Origin of the sequence: Corynebacterium poyangense, from assembly GCF_014522205.1 — a bacterium.
GTDB classification, from domain to species: Bacteria; Actinomycetota; Actinomycetes; order Mycobacteriales; family Mycobacteriaceae; genus Corynebacterium; species Corynebacterium poyangense.
Genome location: NZ_CP046884.1, coordinates 1,964,330 through 1,985,970, shown reverse-complemented (window position 1 = coordinate 1,985,970; position 21,641 = coordinate 1,964,330). Strand labels below are relative to the sequence as shown.

The 21,641-nt window shown below is 48.7% G+C and carries 20 protein-coding genes; 15 read left to right on the top strand and 5 right to left on the bottom strand.

Annotation, left to right across the window (positions count from 1 at the left end):
- Positions 1 to 13 precede the first annotated feature (13 nt).
- From GP475_RS09355 to GP475_RS09285, 15 genes are all read left to right on the top strand, one after another.
- Positions 14 to 793: an IclR family transcriptional regulator gene (locus GP475_RS09355; protein ID WP_187974134.1), complete on the top strand. Its 780-nt coding sequence runs from the start codon at positions 14 to 16 to the stop codon at positions 791 to 793.
- Between the two features lie 184 nt (positions 794 to 977).
- The gene (locus tag GP475_RS09350) at positions 978 to 2,315 is read left to right on the top strand and encodes an MFS transporter (RefSeq protein ID WP_187974133.1); all 1,338 of its coding nucleotides are present in this window, start codon (positions 978 to 980) and stop codon (positions 2,313 to 2,315) included.
- Between the two features lie 19 nt (positions 2,316 to 2,334).
- A complete protein-coding gene (locus GP475_RS09345; RefSeq protein ID WP_187974132.1) occupies positions 2,335 to 3,114 on the top strand; it encodes a sugar phosphate isomerase/epimerase family protein in 780 nt (259 codons plus the stop codon).
- Positions 3,111 to 4,808 carry an FAD-dependent oxidoreductase gene (locus GP475_RS09340; RefSeq protein WP_187974131.1) on the top strand — a complete coding sequence of 566 codons (1,698 nt, stop codon included), beginning with the start codon at positions 3,111 to 3,113 and terminating at the stop codon, positions 4,806 to 4,808. The genes GP475_RS09345 and GP475_RS09340 overlap by 4 nt, the downstream gene beginning before the upstream one ends.
- Before the next feature lie 91 nt (positions 4,809 to 4,899).
- Positions 4,900 to 5,604 carry a protocatechuate 3,4-dioxygenase subunit beta gene (pcaH, locus tag GP475_RS09335; protein WP_187974130.1) on the top strand — a complete coding sequence of 235 codons (705 nt, stop codon included), beginning with the start codon at positions 4,900 to 4,902 and terminating at the stop codon, positions 5,602 to 5,604.
- A gap of 17 nt (positions 5,605 to 5,621) precedes the next feature.
- Complete coding sequence (pcaG, locus tag GP475_RS09330) at positions 5,622 to 6,239, top strand: protocatechuate 3,4-dioxygenase subunit alpha (protein ID WP_187974129.1); 618 nt, start codon at positions 5,622 to 5,624, stop codon at positions 6,237 to 6,239.
- Between the two features lie 13 nt (positions 6,240 to 6,252).
- Positions 6,253 to 7,377: a lyase family protein gene (locus GP475_RS09325; RefSeq protein WP_187974128.1), complete on the top strand. Its 1,125-nt coding sequence runs from the start codon at positions 6,253 to 6,255 to the stop codon at positions 7,375 to 7,377.
- Complete coding sequence (pcaC, locus tag GP475_RS09320) at positions 7,370 to 7,741, top strand: 4-carboxymuconolactone decarboxylase (RefSeq protein ID WP_187974127.1); 372 nt, start codon at positions 7,370 to 7,372, stop codon at positions 7,739 to 7,741. Before GP475_RS09325 ends, pcaC begins: the two co-directional genes overlap by 8 nt.
- Positions 7,738 to 8,907, top strand: a complete 1,170-nt coding sequence (locus GP475_RS09315) for a 4-hydroxybenzoate 3-monooxygenase (RefSeq protein WP_187974126.1) — start codon at positions 7,738 to 7,740, stop codon at positions 8,905 to 8,907. Before pcaC ends, GP475_RS09315 begins: the two co-directional genes overlap by 4 nt.
- Positions 8,904 to 10,193: an MFS transporter gene (locus GP475_RS09310; protein WP_187974125.1), complete on the top strand. Its 1,290-nt coding sequence runs from the start codon at positions 8,904 to 8,906 to the stop codon at positions 10,191 to 10,193. Before GP475_RS09315 ends, GP475_RS09310 begins: the two co-directional genes overlap by 4 nt.
- A gap of 5 nt (positions 10,194 to 10,198) precedes the next feature.
- Positions 10,199 to 12,001 carry a bifunctional sugar phosphate isomerase/epimerase/4-hydroxyphenylpyruvate dioxygenase family protein gene (locus tag GP475_RS09305; protein WP_187974124.1) on the top strand — a complete coding sequence of 601 codons (1,803 nt, stop codon included), beginning with the start codon at positions 10,199 to 10,201 and terminating at the stop codon, positions 11,999 to 12,001.
- Between the two features lie 15 nt (positions 12,002 to 12,016).
- The gene (locus GP475_RS09300) at positions 12,017 to 12,877 is read left to right on the top strand and encodes a shikimate dehydrogenase (RefSeq protein WP_262485173.1); all 861 of its coding nucleotides are present in this window, start codon (positions 12,017 to 12,019) and stop codon (positions 12,875 to 12,877) included.
- A 289-nt stretch (positions 12,878 to 13,166) separates the two neighbouring features.
- Positions 13,167 to 13,445 (top strand): YciI family protein, encoded by a 279-nt coding sequence (locus GP475_RS09295; protein WP_223144649.1) that lies wholly within the window; start codon positions 13,167 to 13,169, stop codon positions 13,443 to 13,445.
- A gap of 10 nt (positions 13,446 to 13,455) precedes the next feature.
- Positions 13,456 to 14,514, top strand: a complete 1,059-nt coding sequence (locus tag GP475_RS09290) for an alcohol dehydrogenase catalytic domain-containing protein (RefSeq protein ID WP_187974123.1) — start codon at positions 13,456 to 13,458, stop codon at positions 14,512 to 14,514.
- A 9-nt stretch (positions 14,515 to 14,523) separates the two neighbouring features.
- The gene (locus GP475_RS09285; RefSeq protein WP_187974122.1) at positions 14,524 to 16,143 is read left to right on the top strand and encodes an FAD-dependent oxidoreductase; all 1,620 of its coding nucleotides are present in this window, start codon (positions 14,524 to 14,526) and stop codon (positions 16,141 to 16,143) included.
- A gap of 2 nt (positions 16,144 to 16,145) precedes the next feature.
- On the opposite strand, the gene GP475_RS09280 is transcribed toward GP475_RS09285, so the two are convergent.
- Genes GP475_RS09280 through GP475_RS09260 form a run of 5 tightly spaced genes read right to left on the bottom strand, consistent with a single transcriptional unit; the run spans position 16,146 to position 21,595 of the window.
- Positions 16,146 to 17,054 carry a LysR family transcriptional regulator gene (locus tag GP475_RS09280; protein ID WP_187974121.1) on the bottom strand — a complete coding sequence of 303 codons (909 nt, stop codon included), beginning with the start codon at positions 17,052 to 17,054 and terminating at the stop codon, positions 16,146 to 16,148.
- Between the two features lie 8 nt (positions 17,055 to 17,062).
- The gene (locus tag GP475_RS09275; RefSeq protein ID WP_262485172.1) at positions 17,063 to 18,838 is read right to left on the bottom strand and encodes an FAD-dependent oxidoreductase; all 1,776 of its coding nucleotides are present in this window, start codon (positions 18,836 to 18,838) and stop codon (positions 17,063 to 17,065) included.
- A 10-nt stretch (positions 18,839 to 18,848) separates the two neighbouring features.
- Positions 18,849 to 19,577, bottom strand: a complete 729-nt coding sequence (locus GP475_RS09270; protein ID WP_187974120.1) for an alpha/beta fold hydrolase — start codon at positions 19,575 to 19,577, stop codon at positions 18,849 to 18,851.
- A 16-nt stretch (positions 19,578 to 19,593) separates the two neighbouring features.
- Positions 19,594 to 20,799 (bottom strand): acetyl-CoA C-acetyltransferase, encoded by a 1,206-nt coding sequence (locus GP475_RS09265; protein WP_187974119.1) that lies wholly within the window; start codon positions 20,797 to 20,799, stop codon positions 19,594 to 19,596.
- Entirely contained in the window at positions 20,777 to 21,595 is an 819-nt protein-coding gene (locus GP475_RS09260) for an IclR family transcriptional regulator domain-containing protein (RefSeq protein WP_187974118.1), read from the bottom strand. The genes GP475_RS09265 and GP475_RS09260 overlap by 23 nt, the downstream gene beginning before the upstream one ends.
- Positions 21,596 to 21,641: the final 46 nt, after the last annotated feature.

Sequence of the window (21,641 nt, the reverse complement as noted above, 5' to 3'; positions counted from 1 at the left end):
GTATGCTGATCCTGTGGCAAATTCCTCATCAGGCGAATCGGTGCTTGCCCGCGCAGCACGTGTCGTCCAGGCATTCAGTCCAAATTCTCCTCAGTTGAGCGCCTCTCAGATAGCAAGATCTGCAGACCTTAGCACCTCCACAGCACACCGTCTTTGCTTGCAAATGCTGGAGGTTGGATTGCTTGATCGGCTAGACAATGGAAATTTTGTGCTAGGCGGACGAGCTTGGGAATCGTTTTTGCAGACCAGCCCGATAGAACGGTTGCGAGCCCTTTCTCAGCCCATCCTGGGGCGTTTACACGCGAAATTGCGCTGTTATGTCGCTTTAGCGATACCTGATTTCCCGCAAAGGCAAACGCTTAATCTGGACTATCGCGATGAGTTTGGGGAGGCTGAAATCCTCGCATACCATGGAGGACGTGCTGATATCTTCATGACTTCTTCAGGGATTGCGTTATTGGCGTTCGGGCCCCAACAGTGGCTTAAAGAATTAAAGTCCGGCGGCCCTTTGTTGCGTCCAACGTTCTTTGGGGATCCTGTTGAAACCTCAGTGGTGATGGAGCAGGTGCAGCTATGTCAAGAAAGGGGATATTCCCATATCATTGGTGGGGTAGTTGCTGAGAATACGGCAATAGCTGCTCCGGTATGGGGGCCCCATTCTTCAGTAGTCGCCGCAGTTAGCTGCACAATTCTTACGGAGCAAGCCGATCCGGCGCACATCTCTGAGGCGGTTATGAATGCGGCTGATGAGCTAAGCATCAGAATCACCAGCATGAAAAGATTCGCATACTGAACGGGGGTGCGCATTTCGCACTCACCAGCGCAGTTTTTTACTACATACCCCCAAACCTTCCCGTTCAATGGGATATTTTCGGCCCAACCTAGCAGATCGAATTATGATCCACGTCATACTCTCGTCAATTCCAGGGGTGATTCACGACTCCCTAGTGATATGAGCAAGTCAGGAGATAGTCACGATGAGTACAGGCCATCCAGTGAAAACACCAAAGAAAGCGGCTTTAGCATCCTTTTTGGGTTCCACCTTGGAATACTATGACTTTGTCATTTACGGTTCGGCGTCGGCATTAATATTCAATCATCTCTTCTTCCCCAAAGGCGATGCTACTGTCGCAACCATTGCCTCCCTAGCGTCTTTCGGTGTGGCATATATCGCTCGTCCAATAGGTGGCCTGTTGATGAGTCACATAGGAGATAAAATTGGACGCAAGACCGCTTTGATGATCACGCTCGTGGTCATGGGATTGGCGTCCATTAGTATTGGCTTACTGCCTACTTATGATTCGGTTGGTATTCTTGCAACCATTTTGCTATTTGCCTGTCGCATAGCTCAAGGATTCTCGGCGGGTGCCGAATCTGCGGGGGCATCGACAATGACTATGGAGCATTCCCCGGAAGGGCGGCGTGCTTTCTTTACTTCTTCGGTAATGGTTGGCTGCTCGGCAGGAAATGTGCTGGCAGGTCTGGTGTTTATGCCTTTTCTTGCTCTTCCGGAAGAACATCTCATGAGTTGGGGGTGGCGAGTTCCTTTCTTGCTTTCAGCCCTGGTTCTTTTAGTTGCCTATTTTGTCCGGACTCATCTAGAGGAGACGCCAGTTTTTGAGAAAACTGAAGAAGCTGAGCCAGCTGAGTTTGTTCCAGCTGTAGAAGTTCTGAAAAATCAGTGGAGAGACGTACTGAGAATTGTCGGGGTAACTCTCTATTCTGTTGTCCAAACAACTTTCATGGTTTATACATTGACGTATGGTACCGACGTAGCTGGAATTCCCAGAGCAACAATGGTTCAGATCAACACATTGGCCATGGCGGTTTCTCTCGCTACAATTCCTGCTGCTGCAATTGTTTCGGACAAGATCGGGCGGCGTCCCGTACTGGTGTTTGGTGCAATAGGCTGCATTATCACGACGTATCTATATTTCACCGCTCTAAATGACCGTAACATTGGACTTCTATTTTTCCTTTGCGTCCTCAACCAAGGATTCTTCTATTCTTGCTGGAACGGGGTCTGGACAGTCTATTTCCCAGAGATGTTCTCAGCTTCGGTTCGCTATACCGGAATGGCTATGGGCAACCAAGTGGGTTTGGTGTTTGTAGGTTTTGCTCCAAGCATTGCAACCGTTCTTAGGGATTGGGCAGGCTGGTTAGCGGTAGTAGGTTTCGTTTCATTGAGCATTGCGTTCGCAGCTTTCCTTATATTGACGAGTAAAGAAACAGCATTTGTGCGTCTAGAAGACTTAGGGGCAGAACATGACCCCTTACGGAAACGTTCAAAAGAAAACTCAATGCTAGAAGCATAAAAACAAGGGGTCAATAGTTATGCGTGAAGTAGGTTTAGCTGCATTATCAGCACTTCATCTTTCTCCAGATGATTTCATAATTAAGGCTGCAAATGCTGGTTTTGACTTTGTGGGCTTAAGAGTTAAGGCGGCAACTCCAACAGAAACACATCATGACCTGTCTATTGGTGGCGCCCTGCATACTAGGGTGTTGAGTCTTCTTGAGAAAACCGGTTTAAGGGTCGTTGATACTGAGTTTCTTTGTCTCAGCCCGGAGGTAACTTCCGAAGATTGGGTTCGGGAGATTGATATAGCAGCCAGCTTGAAAGCTCGGAGTTTTACAGTGTCAGGCGGAGATCCGGAAGAAAACCGCCTGATTGACAACTTGGGGAATTTATCAGACTACGCCAAGAGGCAAGGAATAGCCGTTTCTTTGGAACCCATCAGCTATCAACCAGTACAGACATTGGAATCGGCAGTAAGAATTGCTCAAGCTGCCGGGGCTGGGGTGATGGCAGATACCTTGCATTTGGCTCGCATAGGAGTTGATGCTGCCGAATTAGCCAAATATGCAGAATTCATATCGATGCTTCAATTGTGTGATGCTCCAAAAGATTCTCCGGTCAGTCATCAGGAATTGATTACTGAGGCTCGCACTCACCGTTTGTCGCCGGGGCAAGGCGAGCTGCCATTAACGGAGTATTTAGCGGCTCTGCCAGAGGATCTCCCAATCAGTATTGAAGCTCCTAATCCAGCTGGATTCAAAGATTCTGGAACTTGGATAAAAGAGTTAGCTACATCTATGAAAGGTTTGTTATGACCAGCTCGCAGAAAGTTGACGTTATAGTAGTCGGGTCTGGTGCTGGGGGATTAGCCGCAGCAGTCAGCGCTGCTCATCAAGGCCTAAAAGTTATTGTGGTTGAAAAAGAGCCCGTTATTGGTGGCGCGACAGCCCGTTCCGGAGGATGGGCGTGGACACCAGGGACATTTTTTGCTCGTAAGGATGGAATCCAAGAACCTTCTGAACAATTTCAGACTTACTTGAAATCGGTCATAGGAGATAACTACCAGAAAGAGAATATTTCGAGTTTTCTTGATGCGGCACCAAGAATGGTCGATTTCTTCCACCATAAAACTAGACTACAGTTCGTTCCGGGTACTTCGATCAAGGACATATATGGAGATCTTCCGGGAGCTGGAAACGGGCACCGCTCGGTGGGGCCGAAGCCGGTCAACGCTAAGCAGTTGCCACCCGGGATCCAGAAGATATTAGCGCCCCAATACTACGAGACATCCTTCCTGGGAATGGGAATAATGGCTGGACCAGATCTTATGGGATTTCTCGCTGCCGCTAGACTTCGTCCTCGAGGGTTGTTCCATGCCGCGCGCAGGGTAACGCATCATGTGTGGGACCTGATACGGTATCGGCGCGGTTGCCAATTGGTTAATGGCACTGCTCTGGTGGGTCGTTTAGCTTGGTCTGCTTGGGAACAAGGGGTGGTATTTCGTACCCAAAGCGCTGTAACGAGATTAATATCGGAGGACAGCAGAGTGACCGGGGTTTGTCTCGGTACCGGGGAGATCATTAAGGCGAAATATGGGGTGGTTTTAGCTACAGGCGGGTTTCCGGCAGATAAGACACTAGTCGGAAAACATTTTCCGAAAGCCCTCTCGGGGCAAAAGCATTATACGCTAGCCCCAGATGCTGCGTGTGGTGATGGTTTACGCCTCGCTGAAAGTGTGGGTGGATATTTAAGAATCGATGATTATTCTTCTCCTGCAGCATGGTGTCCCGTTTCTCTAGTTCCTTATTTCAATGGAAAACAGGGTGTCTTTCCGCATATTATGGACCGAGCAAAACCGGGCAGCATAGGTGTCTTATCAAATGGAAAACGCTTCGTAAATGAAGCTAATGGATATCATGATTACGTATCAGCTTTGATTAATAAAACCCCTAAAGGTGAACCTGTACAATCGTGGCAAATCGCAGACTCCCAGTTTGTTCGACGTTATCCCTTAGGTATGGCGAAACCGTTCCCTATCCCTTTAACTCCCTATCTCCGGAGTGGATATTTAGTTAAAGGAAAAACCATCAAAGAGCTTGCTCGGAAATGTGGAATTAATCCGGAAGTTTTGGCAAATACCATCCGAGAATTTAATGAAAACGCGAAACGAGGTGTGGATCCGGAGTTTGGCCGTGGTAGCACGCCTTTTAACCGTTACGGAGGTGATCAAGAGAACCTCCCTAATCCTTCGCTGGGAGCGATTGAGAAAGCGCCATTCTATGCCGTTCGCGTGGTTCCGGGAAGTTTTGGAACTTTTGCAGGAATCGCGGCCAATGAACGGGGGCAAGTTATAAAACGTGACGGTGAACCAATTCCTGGTTTATTTAGTGCCGGAAATGATCGAGCTAGTATCATGTCAGGCTACTATCCTGCCGGGGGCACAAACCTGGGGCCTGCACTTACCTTTGGATTTCTGGTGGGGGAGTTTATTTCAGAGGGGAGGGATTAAAATAAGTAAAGAAACTATTGTATGCAATATATAATTCGATATATAATGTCTCCACACCAATGAACTTTGAATAGGTAAGGAATGAAATAACATGACTCTTCCGTTTTTTTCCCCGACAAATGGCATCTACGCCCCGATTCATTTTCCAGAATATCGGACAACTATTCGCCGGAACCCAAATAACGATTTATTGATTATTCCTGATCGCATGGGAGAATTGACTGGTCCCGTTTTTGGTGAAAGCGATCTAGGGGAAGTCGATAATGATATGACCCGGGCAAATGGTGGTGAAGCGATGGGGCAAAGAATTTTGGTCCATGGCCGGGTTCTCGGTTGGGATGGAAAGCCAGTGCCGGATACTCTCGTTGAAGCTTGGCAAGCTAACGCGGCTGGCCGTTATCGCCATAAGAATGATTCCTGGCCAGCACCGTTGGACCCGTATTTTAATGGCGTAGCCCGCACTATTACAGATAAGGATGGCTACTACCACTTTTATACTGTGCGTCCCGGAAATTATCCCTGGGGGAACCATCACAATGCCTGGCGGCCAGCCCATATTCACTTTTCGCTCTTTGGGCGACAATTCACCGAGAGGTTAGTGACCCAAATGTATTTTCCCAATGATCCTCTCTTTTTCCAGGACCCCATCTATAACTCGGTGCCTGAGGGATCGAGAGAACGAATGATTGCTGTATTCGATTATGACGAAACGCGACCTAACTGGGCATTGGGGTACAAATTCGACATCGTGCTGCGTGGTCGCAACGCTACACCTTTTGAAACAAAAACTCACTAGTGAAACGGGGAAATCAAATGATTGACAATATGAAAACAGGTGAATTTCGCTACCATCAGTCCGCTATAACAGATCAGGATGAGGCTGAGTGGGGGATCACACCGAGTCAAACTGTGGGTCCTTATGTTCACATTGGGCTGACTCGTGAGGGTTCTGAAATTATGGTGGATCCTACAGATCCTAATGCTATCGAGGTGACTATTTCGGTAACTGACGGCGCCGGAGAACCGATTGCTGACGCCATGATTGAGATTTGGCAAACTAACTGCGCAGGTATCTATAACTCACCCCTAGACCCGGACTGCGATCAGGCTAGCCCTGAAGGCTTTAGGGGCTTAGGTCGAGGCATGGTTAACGACGCTGGTGAGGTTACTTTTACGACATTGAAACCCGGATCTCGTGGTCAAGAAGCGGCTCATTTCAAAGTCGGAGTTTTCGCCAGGGGGATGCTTGAGCGGTTGTACACCAGAATGTACTTAGCGGATGAATCCGCTACTGACCCAGTATTAGAAATCGTCCCAGAAGAGCGTCGTCATCTTTTAATTGCACAAGAAGTACCGGGTGGTTACCGCTTTGATATTCAAGTGCAGCATGAAGACCCTACAAAAGAAACCCCATTTTTTGACACTCACTAAGGAGTAGAGCGCTGTGAGCAGATCCACCTATGCGGATTTAGCTGGCGGAGACACCAGAGTCCACCATTGTCTTAGTGACGAGGCATTTCTTGGTGGTTTGGTTGACTTTGAAAAAGCTGTCGCAAAAGCAGCATGTCAGGTTGGATTAATAGATTCCAGTGGCCTAGAACAAGCACTTCACGTCATCGAGGATTTTGACTTGAAGCTCGAAGATCTCTCTCGTTCCGCGATTAGTGGTGCTAATCCGGTTATTCCTCTGGTTAAAGAGCTCAAGGCAAAGAGTCCTCAGGGGATACATGTCGGAGCGACGAGTCAAGATGCCATAGATAGTTCATTGATGCTGGTAATGAGAAAAGCCATTAGGCAGCTTCTTGTGCTTGTAGATGAGAATTTGGAGCTACTGAAAACCTTAGCGCTTACTCACCGGAATTCTCCTGTTATTGGCCATACTTTAGGTCAACAAGCAACCCCAACAACCTTTGGTTTATGTGCCGCTTTATGGTGGCAGCAATTGCAAGAAGCCCGCCGGGACCTTGATGCTCTTGTTTTTCCGGTGCAATTTGCTGGCGCCACCGGCACTTTAGCTGCAGTGTATCCGCATGGGATGAAAATGCATGAAATCATTGCAGAAGAGCTTGGCTTAGTCTCTCGTCCCATGGTTTGGCACACCGATCGAACCCCCATGTTAAAGATAGCCAACAGTCTCTGCGAGACCGCTATTGCAGCAAACAAGATCGCAACAGATTTAATCGCTTTTTCTGCTACGGAAATTGCTGAGGTCCAAGAAGCTAATCCGGGTGGTTCGTCCGCAATGCCCCACAAAGCTAACCCCGCAGCTGCTATTGCAGCGCGAGGATATGCCCTACAAGCACCCGGATACTTGAACATGTTGACAACGTGTGCGGTCCATCTTCAACAACGAGCTATTGGGGAGTGGCACGCCGAATGGCGCAGCATAAGGGAACTAGCTGCGTGTGCTGGGTCGGCGCAAGCCCGAATAAATGCTGCTTTAAGTGGCCTCCAGGTCTACACCGAAACAATGTCAAGAAACCTAAAGCAGGCCGAAACGGGAAAGCAAAGTGTCGGCCATGCTGCTGAATTAGTTGACACCATTCTTCGAGGAGATTGTTATGACTGACCGCTATGAGCAAGGAATGAAAAATCGACGTGCTGTTCTTGGCGACGCTCATGTGGACCGAGCCTTAGCTAAACAAACACCAGTAACTGAGCCTTTTCAAAACTTTATTACTAGAACCGCATGGGGGGATATTTGGAACCGAGAAGGGTTAGACCATACTCAGCGTCGCTTATTAACAATTGCGATTCTCACTGCAGTTGGTAATGACGGAGAACTCGATATGCACCTTCGAGCAGCGCTACGGGCAGGTATTAGCGCTGACACTCTCGGAGAAGTTCTCTTGCATACCGCGATTTATGCCGGAGTTCCCAATTCCAATCATGGGTTTGCTCTACTTGATCAAGCTGTCAAGGAGGAATTATGAACCACAACCACACTCCGGTTCTTATTATCGGGGCTGGGCCTGCTGGCTTAACTTTATCCCATTTACTGCATTTAGACGGTGTTGAATCAATTGTTTTAGAAAAGCGTTCTAGGGAAGAAGTAGAAGGAACGATTCGAGCGGGAATCTTGGAACCTGCAACTCTAGACTTAATGAAGCGAACTGGAGTTGGAGATCGAGTTGCTCGTGAAGGAATTCCTGAAGAGGGAATTGAAATCAGTGTTGACGGTAACAGAACACGAATTGACTTATATGGATTAACGGGAAAAACCGCGGCAATCTATCCCCAGCATGAGTTTTTAAAGGATTTCATTTCCCGTCGTCTAAAAGATAAAGGAACGATTCTTTTTAACACCACCGTACGAGATATCGAAGGTGAAGTTGTCACTATCGAAACACCGGCGGGCGAGATCACTCACATACGTGCTGATCATGTGGTAGCTGCCGATGGTTCAGCCTCTCCATGGCGTCAAAAGGTTGCTGAAGTACGTGCACGTCACGAATATCCGTACGCCTGGTTTGGATTGCTGGTAGAAGCCCCCCCAACCCATTCAGAGTTAATTTATGCGACGCACCCAGCCGGTTTTGCTTTAATTTCCAAGCGTAATGAGAATGTGCAGCGATATTATCTGCAATGTGATCCCAATGATCAGCCTGAAGATTGGCCCGAAGAAAGAATATGGGAACAGCTTCATTTGCGGGCTGATTCGAATGAGATAACTGTTTCAGAAGGTAATATTACTGAAAAAGCAGTATTGCGATTCCGATCCGCAGTCACCGAACCTATGCAGCGTGGAAATCTATATTTGGCGGGAGATTCTGCCCATACTGTTCCGCCAACTGGGGCTAAAGGATTAAATTTAGCAGTAGCGGATGTTGAGGTTTTAGCTCCCGGGTTAATTCGGGCCGTTAAGACCGGTCATACTGATTTACTAGATAAGTACACTGAATTCGCTTTACCTCATGTATGGCGTGCCCAGCAGTTTAGTTGGTGGATGTCTTCTTTGCTTCATGCAACCAAGGGGGAAAACCATTTTTCCGCGCGACGTAGAATAGCGCAGCTTCGTTCCGTATTAGATTCCGAAGCCGGTCGTCGATTCTTAGCTGAACAATATGTAGGTACTCAAGCAAAGGAACTCACCTCATGAAGCGTTCAACTGGAATTATCCTGACTCTTTGTTGGTTGGCTGCTCTCCTAGATGGCTTCGATTTAGTTGTTCTTGGAACGGTATTACCGCACATGTTGGAAGACCCCAATTGGGAGCTGACTTCAGCCCAGGCGACGGAAGTAACTACTTCCGGCCTGGTTGGCATGACAATAGGGGCAGTAACTATCGGAACCATTACCGACAGATTCGGACGTCGAAAAGTCCTCATCTCTGCCGTGTTCCTTTTCTCGTTATTCACTCTCCCTTTGGCGCTTCACCCATCAGTGGGGTGGTTTATTGCATTGCGATTTCTAGCGGGCCTTGGTCTAGGCGGTGCTCTGCCAATTGCCATGGCATTGGTAACCGAATTCCGAGGCGGAGCAAAAGCGGGATCCGCATCAACCGCACTTATGACGGGATACCATGTGGGCGCGGTATTGACCGCGGTACTTGCTCTCTATCTCATCTCGCATTTCGGATGGCCATCAATGTTCCTCATCGGAGGAGCGGCCGGTATCGTGCTGGTTCCATTTTTGATTTGGTTACTCCCAGAATCTCCGCACTATTTGATCAATATTGGAAAGAAAAAAGAAGCCCACAGTATCGCGGAGCAGTGGGGATTGGACCTCCACGACGACTTTGACCGTCAAGAAAACGCCAACGTCGCCGAAAAAAGTTCCGTGCTTGCACTTTTTGCTCCCCGTTACCGGAGAAATACCATAGCGATCTGGGGTACATCGTTCATGGGGCTTCTCTTGGTTTATGGGTTGAATACCTGGCTACCTCAAATTATGCGCGCAGCAAACTACCCGATGGGAGATTCCTTAGGATTTCTTCTCATTCTCAACGTCGGAGCCGTAGTGGGTCTTCTCGTTGCGGGCCGGCTGTCAGATAACCTCACTCCCCGTACGACGGCTTTGATATGGTTCATCGCCTCGGCAATATTCTTGGCTTTACTTGCAGTCAGAATGCCGATGATTGCGCTATATGGTGTGGTCTTTATCACCGGAATCTTTGTTTTTAGCTCTCAAGTTTTAATCTACGGTTTCACCGCAGCCAATCATCCTTCATCCATACGCGCGACGGCAATGGGCTTTTCTGCGGGAGTTGGCAGAATCGGCGCGATTTGTGGTCCCATATTAGCCGGAACTCTAGCTGGAGCTGGTTACGCTTACCCTTGGGGATTCTTCGCATTTGCTGCCGTAGGCGCCTTGGGAGCTGTAATTTTTTCTGTCTCTACTTCTCTTCGAACTGCATCAATTATTAGTTCATCCACCGGAAGTTAAAACTTATGCGTACTTCTATTGCTACCGTTTGCCTGTCTGGAACCTTAGCGGAGAAACTTCGTTCCGCATCAGATGCTGGTTTCCAGGGCGTTGAGATCTTTGAGCAAGACTTAACAGTCTCTCCACACTCTCCGGAACAAATACGAGAGAGAGCGGAGCAACTTGGTTTAACCATTGAGCTCTTTCAACCTTTTCGAGATTTTGAGGGCGTGGAGCAAGAGCTTTTTCGGAAGAATCTGCGACGTTTAGAAGCTAAATTCCAATTGATGCAGCGGCTTGGGTGCAAGATGATCCTTCTGTGCTCTAACGTAGCTACCGCAACTATTAACGATGACGAAGTTGTAGCGCAACAACTTAATGAGGCAGGCAAATTAGCAGAGCGCTACGATATGTGGATCGCTTATGAAGCTTTAGCCTGGGGAAAATTTGTCAATACTTTTCGCCATTCCTATGACATAGTGATGAAAGCAGCGCATCGAAGAATTGGCGTATGTCTTGACAGCTTTCATATTTTATCTAGAAACGATGATCCTGCTGGAATAGCTGAGCTGGACGCTGACAAGATCTTCTTCGTTCAATTAGCTGATGCTCCCCGCAAGGATATGAATCTCCTGGATTGGTCAAGGCACTCTCGTGTTTTTCCTGGTGAAGGCGAGCTCAATCTGCCAAAATTCGTGTCATATCTAAAAAAGTATTCTGGGCCGCTATCTTTAGAAATCTTTAATGACTCATTTCGAGAGGCTGATGCTCTTCGAACCGCAATTGATGGGCAACGCTCCTTGAGATGGGTTGCCGATCAAGCCGGATTGTGTCGGCTGCCTGATGCCCCTCAGTCTTTGGCTTATAACTTCGTCGAATTAAAAACCGGAAATGTCGGAGAGGTGTCAAAGATCCTGCACCAATTGGGTTTTCGACTAGGTGGATACCACCGCCGTAAAACAGATTTTCAAGTATGGCGAGCAGGTGAAATAACAGTTGTAGTGCAAGACTTGGGCCCTAATGGTGCACCAGCAGAGCTGACAGCACTCGGGATTTCTGTGAACTCTTCGGAAGGTGCGATACAAAGAGCACGGCAGCTAGGGGTGCGCCAAGTAGAGCGCTCTGAAGAGGAAGGAGAAATTCGGCTTCCTGCTGTGTATGCTCCCGACGGGACAGAAATCTATTTTTGTGACAGCGGACATAAATGGCTGTCTGAATTTCATGCGGTACAGAAAGCAGAGCCTTCGATATTAACCGGAATTGATCACGTTACTTTGGCTCAACCGTGGCACCGGTTAGATGAGGCTCGGTTATTTTTTACCTCGTTGTTAGGCCTGGAAGCATCTCCTGTCGAACAGGTACCTACGCCTGCTGGTTTAGTAACCAGTCAATCTATGGAAGGCGGAATTCGTCTTGCACTAAACGTGGCACCTGAAGCTTCGGAGCAAGGAGATTTCCTTGTTGCATCTTATCCGGAGCATCTGACCTTTAATACTGACAATGCGATTGAGTGCGCGCGCCAGTGTCGATCTAGAGGATTGAATATTCTTGAAATTCCGGATAATTATTATGATGATTTAACTGCGCGCTATGATTTGCCGGAAAAATTTATAAACACATATCGTGATTTAAATCTCTTGTATGACAGAGATGATCAGGGCGAGTATCTGCATTTCTATACAGAAAACTTTGGTGATTCTGGAAATATTTACGTAGAAATTGCTCAACGAATTAATGGCTATCGTGGATACGGCTGGGCTAATTCCGCGGTGCGGCTGGCAGCGCAGTATAGAGTACTGAGGGACCACACTAGAGGGATACCGACTTAAACAATAATTATTTCCATGAAAGGATTTTCTATGAAAACTTATCTTTTAGGCCTTATAGGGCATGGGATTGGTTTATCCCGAACTCCAAAAATGCACGAAATCGAAGGTTTTCATCAAGGCTGTCCAATAGTATATAGAATTATTGATACGCTCTTGTTGAAAAGATCTATCAATGAGGTTCTGGAAAGTGCAATCGATTTCGGATTTCAGGGTTTAAATATAACTCACCCGCATAAGCAAGAAATTATTCCATTATTGGATGAGATTGATCCTGTTGCAGCATCTATCAATGCGGTAAATACCGTAGTTATCAAAGATGGTAAAACCATTGGGTATAATACCGACGTTACTGGGTATGGGCGTAGTCTTCCGGGTGAGATTTCCGGTGAAGTAGTGGTACAAATTGGTGCGGGGGGCGCCGGTAATGCCGTAGCCTATGCACTGGTAGCTGCAGGGGTGAAGAGGCTAATGATTGCCGATATGGATGAAAATCGATCTCGTCTGTTGGCAGATAATATAAATTCCGCTCTCGGAGTGGATAAAGTGGAGGGCATAGGATTAACTGCTCTAGAAGAAAGCATTGCGGCATCATTTGGGGTGGTAAATGCAACGCCTATGGGAATGCAAGCTCACCCTGGAACTAGTTTCGATACTTCTTGGCTTACTCCTCGCCATTGGGTAAGCGACGTCGTGTATATGCCGGTTGAAACGCAGCTTCTTCGTGAAGCCCGTGCCTTAGGGTGTAAAACCCTTGATGGAACGGGGATGGCAGTAGGTCAGGCGGTAGATGCTTTTCGGATATTCACGGGAAGAGAAGCGGACCCGGCCCGGATGCGGGAAGCTTTTCTTCAGCAGGGTCAGGAAAGAAAAGATTAATTGATCATGTCAACAGCTTTGTGTAAGACAGCTCCATAATTTGCGTGGCAACTTATTAAATTCTAGTAACTATAACTCTTCACATGTTCTTTCTTGGGGATCATGGGAGGGTTATACTTATTTTTAAGTGTAATCTAATTTCCTTAAGGTAGGTGCAGAATGCAGGTATCGTTTGGATTAAGCTGAAAAACAGTATACAGAATGTGGAATTTGATCCTTGATTGATGGTTAACCATGAACAATACTGAACCTAATCTGTAATTAGCTATCATGAAAAGGAGTGATTTCAATGTCACTTTTTGCTGTTCAGTACTTTTATGAGGGTAGTCCCCAAGAAATGGCAGAAATCCGCCCTGTCCACGTCGAATTTCTTCGAGGGTTGCATGAATCGGGGATATTGAAAGTTTCTGGTCCTGCTGATGGTGGAATTTCTGCTTTGCTCATCTTCGAAGCTGAATCGAAAGATTACTTAAAAGATATATTAAATCAAGATCCGTTCTGGAAATCTGGCTTCATTAAAGAACGTCCAATTCGAGAATGGAATCCCGCTTTCGGAAATATAGGATGAATAATTTATCATGAAAGGAGCAATAACTGTTGGGGAAAAGCTGATAGAGATCGTCGATCTTCCAGCGCCAAAATGTAAAGAAAATGAAGCTCTAGTCGATGTTCACACGGTAACACTCTGTGGGACAGATATTCACATTTGGGAGGGGCACTACGCATGTGAATTTCCGATTGTCCAGGGGCATGAAATCTCAGGGACAATTAAAGAAGTTGCGCCAGGTCAGGTCGATGCGGATGGCAGAACGCTGGAAGTGGGGGATTCGGTAGTAATACACCCTCTAATTCCCTGTGGTGTATGTCCTCCGTGCCTAAATGGAAGGGAAAATGCCTGTACTGATCTATCGGTTTTAGGGTGCTACACGAACGGTGGCCTTACCGAGACGATCGCAGTGCCAACCGAACGAATTGTAGCTATACCAAAGACATTAGATTTACGTACCGCAGCGCTTACTGAACCAGTCTCGATTGCCTATCATGCAGTGCGTCGAAGTAAAGCCTGTGCTGGGGAAAAGGCGGTGGTTTTTGGTTGTGGAGCCATCGGCCTCATCGCTATTAGAGCATTGAAAGATAAAGGTTGTGAAGTTTTAGCAATTGACACCGTTGCTGATCGGATTCGCTCTGCTCAAGTATGCGGCGCTGATAGGGTTGTGTTGGCGGGGGTTGAAAGTGTCGAAGAGGTCGTCGCGGCTTGGGCTGGACAGTTTGGGCCTGAGATAGTCATCGAGGCTACCGGAGTTCCGCAGTGCTTTGAGTCAGCTATTAACGTTGTGGGTTGCACCGGACGCGTCGTGGCTGTTGGCATCTCTGAGCATTCCGCACAGATTCCATTACGCAGTCTGCCCACTAAAGAAATTGAGATCCTCGGTTCCAGAAATTGTGAGGGAGGATTAACTGAACCTCTAAAGTTCTTGACTCTTCATCAAAAGCTATTTAGTAGCTTAATTACTCACCAGACAGGTTTATCGGGGGTGTCATTAGCATTGGAACAAATGGCTCGACGTGCTTCAGGGGTGGGCAAAATAGCGGTTCTCATGGATATGGCTACCAGTGAGCTGGAAACAATTAGTTAGGAAAACGATATGCTATTTTCAAGCCTTTCGGAACTCCCTAATAGAGAAAAACAGTTAGATGTTCTGGTTATTGGCTCCGGGGCAGCTGGCATGGTTTCTGCTCTTCGTGTGAGTCAAAATGGTAAGTCGGTATTGGTTGTGGAGAAATCATCATTTCTTGGCGGTACCACAGCTGCCGGTGGCGGTGTTTCGTGGATCCCTAACAATCACCTCATGGAGGAGGCGGGTTGGATAGATGATGTCGTGGCCGCTAAGGAGTACCTAGCTGCGGTCACTAACAACCTTATGTCAGAAACTCAGATTGACTGGTATGTCAATACTGGGAGGCGTTTTATCCACTGGTTAATTGCTAATAGCAGAGTCCGTCTGCAGCCCCTCTCCCGTCCTGATTATCATGGTTCGGCTCCGGGAGCTAAGACCGGACGAGGTTTAGATAACGCACCTTTTGACTTGAAGCCATGGCCTGAGGTTGCAGAGATTCTCCGCCCGCCAACGTACTTCCCTTTGATTTCAATGGCAGAACGAGATCAACTATCGGGAGCATTACCTGATCAGGAGCTTTTAGAATGGCGGGCGGCCAATAATATCCGGACGATGGGTGGAGCTTTAGCAGGGGCGCTTATAGTGTCTGCCTTGGAAAAGGGGGTAGACATTGTTCGAGGTACTTCCGTCAAATCACTCCACAGGATATCTGATTCGGAGTATGAGGTGACCTTAGCAGGAGACATTCAGACAACGATTGTAAGTAGAAATGTGATCATAGCTTCTGGGGGATTTGAGTGGAATTCGCATTTACGTGAGAATCTCTTACCCTATCCAATTACTCCCATTTCAGCCCCTTCAAACGAAGGTGATGGGCTTTACCTTGCACTAAAATTGGGTGCGGATATTGAAAATACTCAAGCTTTGTGGGGAGTGCCGGTAATCTGCCCTCCTGATTCCCAATATGACGGTGTTCAGGGAGGGCGAATGGGGAACGTTGAAATGACTCTTCCTGGTGCAATTTTGATTAATTCGAAAGGGAAAAGGTTTATTAACGAGGCTCTTAATTACCATGACCTAAATAGAATATTTATAAATACAGACCCAGCAACAGGAGATTGGGAAAATATTCCAGCCTGGTTGATAGTCGATGATCGGTATATTCAACGTTATTCTTTAAGCGGGTCAACACCCGGAAAACCATTGCCATGGTTTATTCAGCGAGGCTCGCTAAAGGAATTGGCTGGGGCTATTCAGGTAGATGGGCAAGGATTGGAAGATACAGTATCCAATTTTAATCGACATGCCGTCGACGGAAAGGATCCGGAATTCCATCGTGGCGAAACAGACGAAGACCGACACTTAGGTGATCCCCGACAGTCTCCAAATCCATGCTTGGCCCCGCTGAAGACCCCTCCTTTTTATGCGGTTCAGATATATCCTGGCACCTTGGGTACAGCTGGCGGTATTAAGGTAAGCCTAGACGGGCGTGTGTTGGATCCTGAAGGTAATCCGATTCCCGGGCTGTGGGCTGCAGGAAATTGCTCTAGCACCATATTCCAGGGAGCATATCCGGGGGGAGGAGCAACTCTTGGTGCAGCAATGGTGCGTGCTTTCGCTGTAGCGGAAAGCCTAACAAGAACCTAGTCCTATGACGGCCAAGTTTCCTTGGCACATTCGATCACCGCAGCCACTACCTGGGATTCATTACCACTCCGCCATGCTAAAGCAGAATGGAGTGGAGGAACATCTTCAATAGGTATGGCTACGGTTCTTTTGGGTTTTACTTGCTGAAGGCACTCGGGAACCATTGCCACACCCAAACCACGAGATACAAACGCCATGACTAACGCTGCATCTGCCACCTCATGTACCACTGTTGGCTCCCACCCTGCGTTTTGTGCAGTGTTGTCGAGTATTCGACGCAAAGTAGACCCCTGATCTGCAGGAGTGGTAATAAATTTTTCTTCTTTTAACTCCTCAAAGCGACAGCTCTTTCGATTAAGTTCCCTCAGGGGGTGGTTCTCGGGAATCAAGAGAAAATGTTGCTCTGCAGCTATTGGAAGAGTTGAAATTAACGGAGAAGTAACAGGTAAACCAATGAAAGCAATGTCCACTAGATCATTTTCCAGGGCTGATATCGCTTCGCCGGATAATAATCGGTGCGTACATTGCAACTCAATGTTGGGATAGCGGTTCCGGACCTGAACCACCAGTGACGGCAAAGTAGAATGGTTCATAAATCCTGAGAAAGATACGCGTATAGCTCCGTGTATCTCGCCACTTGCCAATTGGGCCCGTTCGACTCCTAATCGAAGGTCAAAAAGTAACGATTGTGCGTCAGAAAGAAAAGCATGGCCGGCGGGCGTCAATCTCACTTGTCTAGTAGAACGGTCGAATAGCGCGACCCCCAATTGCCTTTCTAAGCGTTTGATGATTTGACTGAGTGGGGATTGTCCTATGGATAGGCGCTGTGATGCTTTACCAAAATGTAGATCTTCAGCTACAGCTAGGAAGGCTTCAAGCCAAAAACTGTCAATACGGGGATAGGGTGCCATCTCCTTGACTAGTCTTTCCTAGGATCCTGTTCCGCAGAACCTATAGAAGAACGAGCGGCATGTTGGGCTGCTTGCCAGCCTGATACGAGAGCTGAACCAACTTGAACTCCAGCGCCGGGGTACTCTGCACCCATGATGCCGCGGGCGTCAGTTCCAACCGCGTATAGACCTGGGATGGGCTCGCCGTCTTTGTCTAAAGCTTGTGCGGAGGTATTTGTGATGATTCCGTAAGTTGTGGCCAATGGGGTTGGATAAACTGCGATGGCATAGAAAGGTGCTTTATCAATAGGTCCTAAATTCGGATTTATTGGCGACTCAGAATCACCTGCCGCTAAACCAAAAGCACTCTCACCTTTATGGAATAAGGGATCAACTCCTTTTTCGCAATTTTTATTCCATTGATTTAGGGTTTCGGCAAGGTTATTTTCGTTAACATTTATTTTTTGAGCTAAATCCTTAATTGTCTTTCCGCAGTGGAGATACCCTGAGCGTTTTGCATTGCGGAGGAAAATCTTCGGGAGATGAGGCATAGTAATTCTTCCCATGCCGTAGTGTTGCAATGTTCGCGAATCAAAAATTAACCAAGTGGGAATTGCTTGCGAGGTTTTGTTTTCTCCATACATTGCGCGAACAAACCGATGATATGAGCAGGACTCATCGACAAACCTTTTCCCTCGTGAATTAACTGCAATGAGGCCTGGCCGTCCACGATCCCAAATATGTGGGAAAACGGAGCGTGTTCCGTCTCGCCGACTTGCGATAGATGACGGAAACCATAGTGCATTATCAAAGCCTCCATCAAGAACCGCGCCAACCTCTTGGGCGAGGACATGAGTATCCCCAGTACACGATTCTGCGGCTCGGCTAAATTGAGGAGTTGGTTCGGGGAGTAATTGCTTTTTCAACTCAGGGGATTGGGGAAACCCGCCAGCCGCGAGTACGATGCCTCGATTCACCTTGACGTTGTGAGTATTTCCATCAAAGGAAATATCAAGGCTGGTAATAGCTTTGCCTTCTCGATAGATTCGTTTAGGCTCTGCGCTTACTGCGACTATGGCGCCGCGTTTGGTAGCGCTTTGGTATAGAGAAGCTATTAAAGCGTTGCCCATAACTAGGCGAGTACCTCGTGGCCACCCTCGTAGCCGGTCGATCACATATCGCAGGCCAAGACGAAACGCAGTACTCATGGCGGAAAGAGTTGATGCGGGTTTCTTACTAAACAGACCGAGGAGGATGTTGACTTCCGGCCTCCGAATCATGAGCTTGCCCCCAAACAAGGCGAACTCTGGTACGGGAGGTCGTATTGCAGCAAAAGCTTCTCGATGGAGACGGCGACCATCATAGGGCTCGGGTTCTAAAGCCCGGCCGGTACATCCAGCACCATCAATTTCGCTGTGATAATCAACTACTGCTGGGGAATGCAGAAAGTGTACGTCTAGCGATTCCAGTTCTGATATGACTTGTGGAACTGCATCAAGATATGCCTCTCGTAGTTCCCGAGGTGCTTTATCTCCTACCACCTGATCAAGGTATTCTGATGCTTGAATTCGGTCGGGGGATGTCTGGAATTTATTACCCGGCGCCCAACAGGTGCCTGCTGAATATGCGGTGGTTCCCCCGATGTACTCCGACTTCTCGACGATGAGCACACTGAGTCCGTAGTGGGTGGCGATTGTGGCAGTACTAAGCCCGCCCGCGCCACTGCCAACCACCACTAAGTCGACTTTTTGTGGCAACGACTTCGCATTACCTGGGCGGAGTGGAGCAATCTTCTTCTCATTCAATTTGCATCACTCATCCAAGAAATTCGATCAGGGCTCGGTTAATTTCTTCCGGTGACTCAATGGTGGGAACATGCCCACCACGCACTACGAGAGAGTTACTGCCTAATTGTGCTACGACATCCGGCGGCGTCGAAGCGTCCTGATCCCCCGCAATAGTGAGGGTGGGGACTGGAAGGGCGGGGGAGGTGCGCCGATCAAAGACGGCAAGCGCGGTGCAACATGCGGCATATCCAATCCCGGAGATGCCCGCTATCATTGTGCGGAACCGGTCTACGGTTGCAGGTTGCTGTTGAGCGAATTCTTTGCTGAACCACAATCCTGAAATGGCATCGACCATCGGAGCTATACCTTGTTCTCGGGTCAATTTTTCGCGCTCTCGCCAGGTGGATTCCTCACCGAATTTTGGAGCTGTGCACATTAATACTGCTCGTTCCACCCGGCCACTGTGCTCAGATAAGTGCTGCGCCACCGCGCCTCCCAGAGATAATCCCACTACGGAAAAGCGCTCGACGTCTAACTGGTCCAAGGTTTCTAGAACGTCCTCGGCCAGCTCGGCCACACTTGTCGGGGCATCAATAAGGGGTGATTCCCCGTGTCCTCGGTGGTCAAGGGCTATGACATCATAGCTATGACTGAGGGCGTTTAGTTGAGGTTCCCACATCTCCAACGTGGAAGCAACTGACCCTAAAAACACCACCGGTTGTCCGGCTCCATAGCGTTTGTGGTGCAGCACAGGCATTTTTTCTCCTTAGGTTTTAGGCGTTCGGGTTTTCGATAACCGCAGCAATACCCTGGCCCCCGCCAATGCACATAGTCACGAGCGCGAGCTTTTGGTTGTTCCGATTCAGTTGATGCGCAGCGCTAACTACCAGCCGAGCTCCCGTCGCCCCTACCGGGTGCCCTAGGGAAATTCCTGAACCTTGAGGGTTGAGTCGGGGATCATCGGGGGAGATACCCCACTCCTGGAGGACTGCTAGAGCTTGGGCGGCGAAGGCCTCATTGAGTTCGATGAGATCCATGTCCTCCAGGCTCAAGCCAAGCCTCTCTAGCACCTTGGCGGTAGCGGGAACTGGACCAATTCCCATGCGTTCTGGCTCTACCGCCGCTACCGCCCAGCCGCGCAGCACCGCTGCGATGGGTAGTCCTATTTCTTGAGCTTTCTTAGCGGTAGTCACAATCACCGCTGCGGCGCCATCATTTTGGCCTGAGGCGTTGCCAGCGGTGACGGTTGAGCCTTCCTTGTTCTTCATCACTGGCCGCAGGGTGGAGAGTTTCTCCAGCGTGGATCCCGGACGGGGGTGTTCATCTTTAGTGACGTCGCCGACGGCGACGATTTCTTCCGCCAAGCGCCCATCTTCCTGTGCGGCGACGGCGCGCTGATGTGATTCCACTGCCATTTGATCTTGTGGCTCGCGGGCAATATTGTATTCTTCCCGGAGGTTTTCGGCAGTCTCAATCATGCCGCCTAGAATGGGGTGGTTCTTGCCGCCAGCTGTTTCGCGCCCTTCCGCAAGGCGGTCTTTAAGCTTGAGGTTTCCGCCTTTAATTCCCCATCGAATGTCGGAGTCTACGGAGTATTCTGCGCGGGACATCGATTCTGCCCCGCCGGCAATGATGAGTTCGGCCGCACCAGCTTGGATATGTGCGGCGGCGGTGCCGATGGCTTGGAGTCCAGAGCCACATCGCCGGTCTAGTTGCATGCCTGGGACATGGTCAAGACCGCTGTCGAGGGCAACAACTCGACCCAAAGCGGGAGCGGCGCTGCCAGGAGTTGCTTGTCCTAAAATTAAATCGTCGATTTCGGGTTTAATGTTTTCGCCTGCCCGGGAAATAATTTCTTGGACCACGATGGTGGCGAGATCCTGTACCGGTACCGATCGCAGAGAGCCGCCATAGCGTCCCACCGGGGTGCGTAAGGGGTGGCAGAGAACAATGGCGTTATCGGCATGAGTTGACGTCATGGTAATCCTTTCCGGTAGCTGTCAAATCTTCACTAATGGCATGAGCTGTTTCTAAAAGTGCGGGTAGGAATTTCTCGTGGAGGGTGGCCAGATCGTGGACAGCGGTCTGGGTTGAGGTATTAATGGCTGCGACTACGCGCCCCTCAGCATTGCGCACCGGGGCCGCTAATGACCGCAATCCCGCTTCCAATTCCTGATCTACAATGCACCATCCTTGGTTTTTGACCTCACGGATCCGTTTCATAATGGTCTTGGAGTCAGTGAGGGTATTAGGTGCAATTTTGGTTATGTCAACCTGGTCAAGATGCTCTTTGAGTTCCTTATCGCTGAGGTCGGCAAGTAATACGCGCCCCATTGAGGTGGCGTAAGCGGGGAATCGGGAGCCAATGGTAATTCCGACCGTCATGATTCGACGCACGGCCACCCGATTGACATACACCACGTCAGTGTTATCAAGAACAGCCATAGAGACAGACTCATTAAGTTGTCGGGAGAGCTGTTCGAGCCGAGGCTGAGCCAGAGCGGGTAGCCCTAAGCCAGAGAGATAGGCGGTGCCGAGGCTGAGAATTCGGGGAGTAAGCCAGAATTCATGACCGTCGGTGGCAGCAAAGCCAAGCTGTACCAAGGTGTGTAAGAAACGTCGAGCAGTGGCTCGGGCAAGGCCGGTAGCTTCGGCAACTTGGGTCAGGGTTTGACGGGGGCGTTCCGCACCAAAGGTTTGGATTACGGCTAACCCCCGGATGAGAGATTGGACCGGAGTAATGGTTGAGGAATCTCTGGCGGATGTGTGCCTCACAAAGAACCTCCCAAATGTTCGTATATAGAACAATTGTGCAATATAT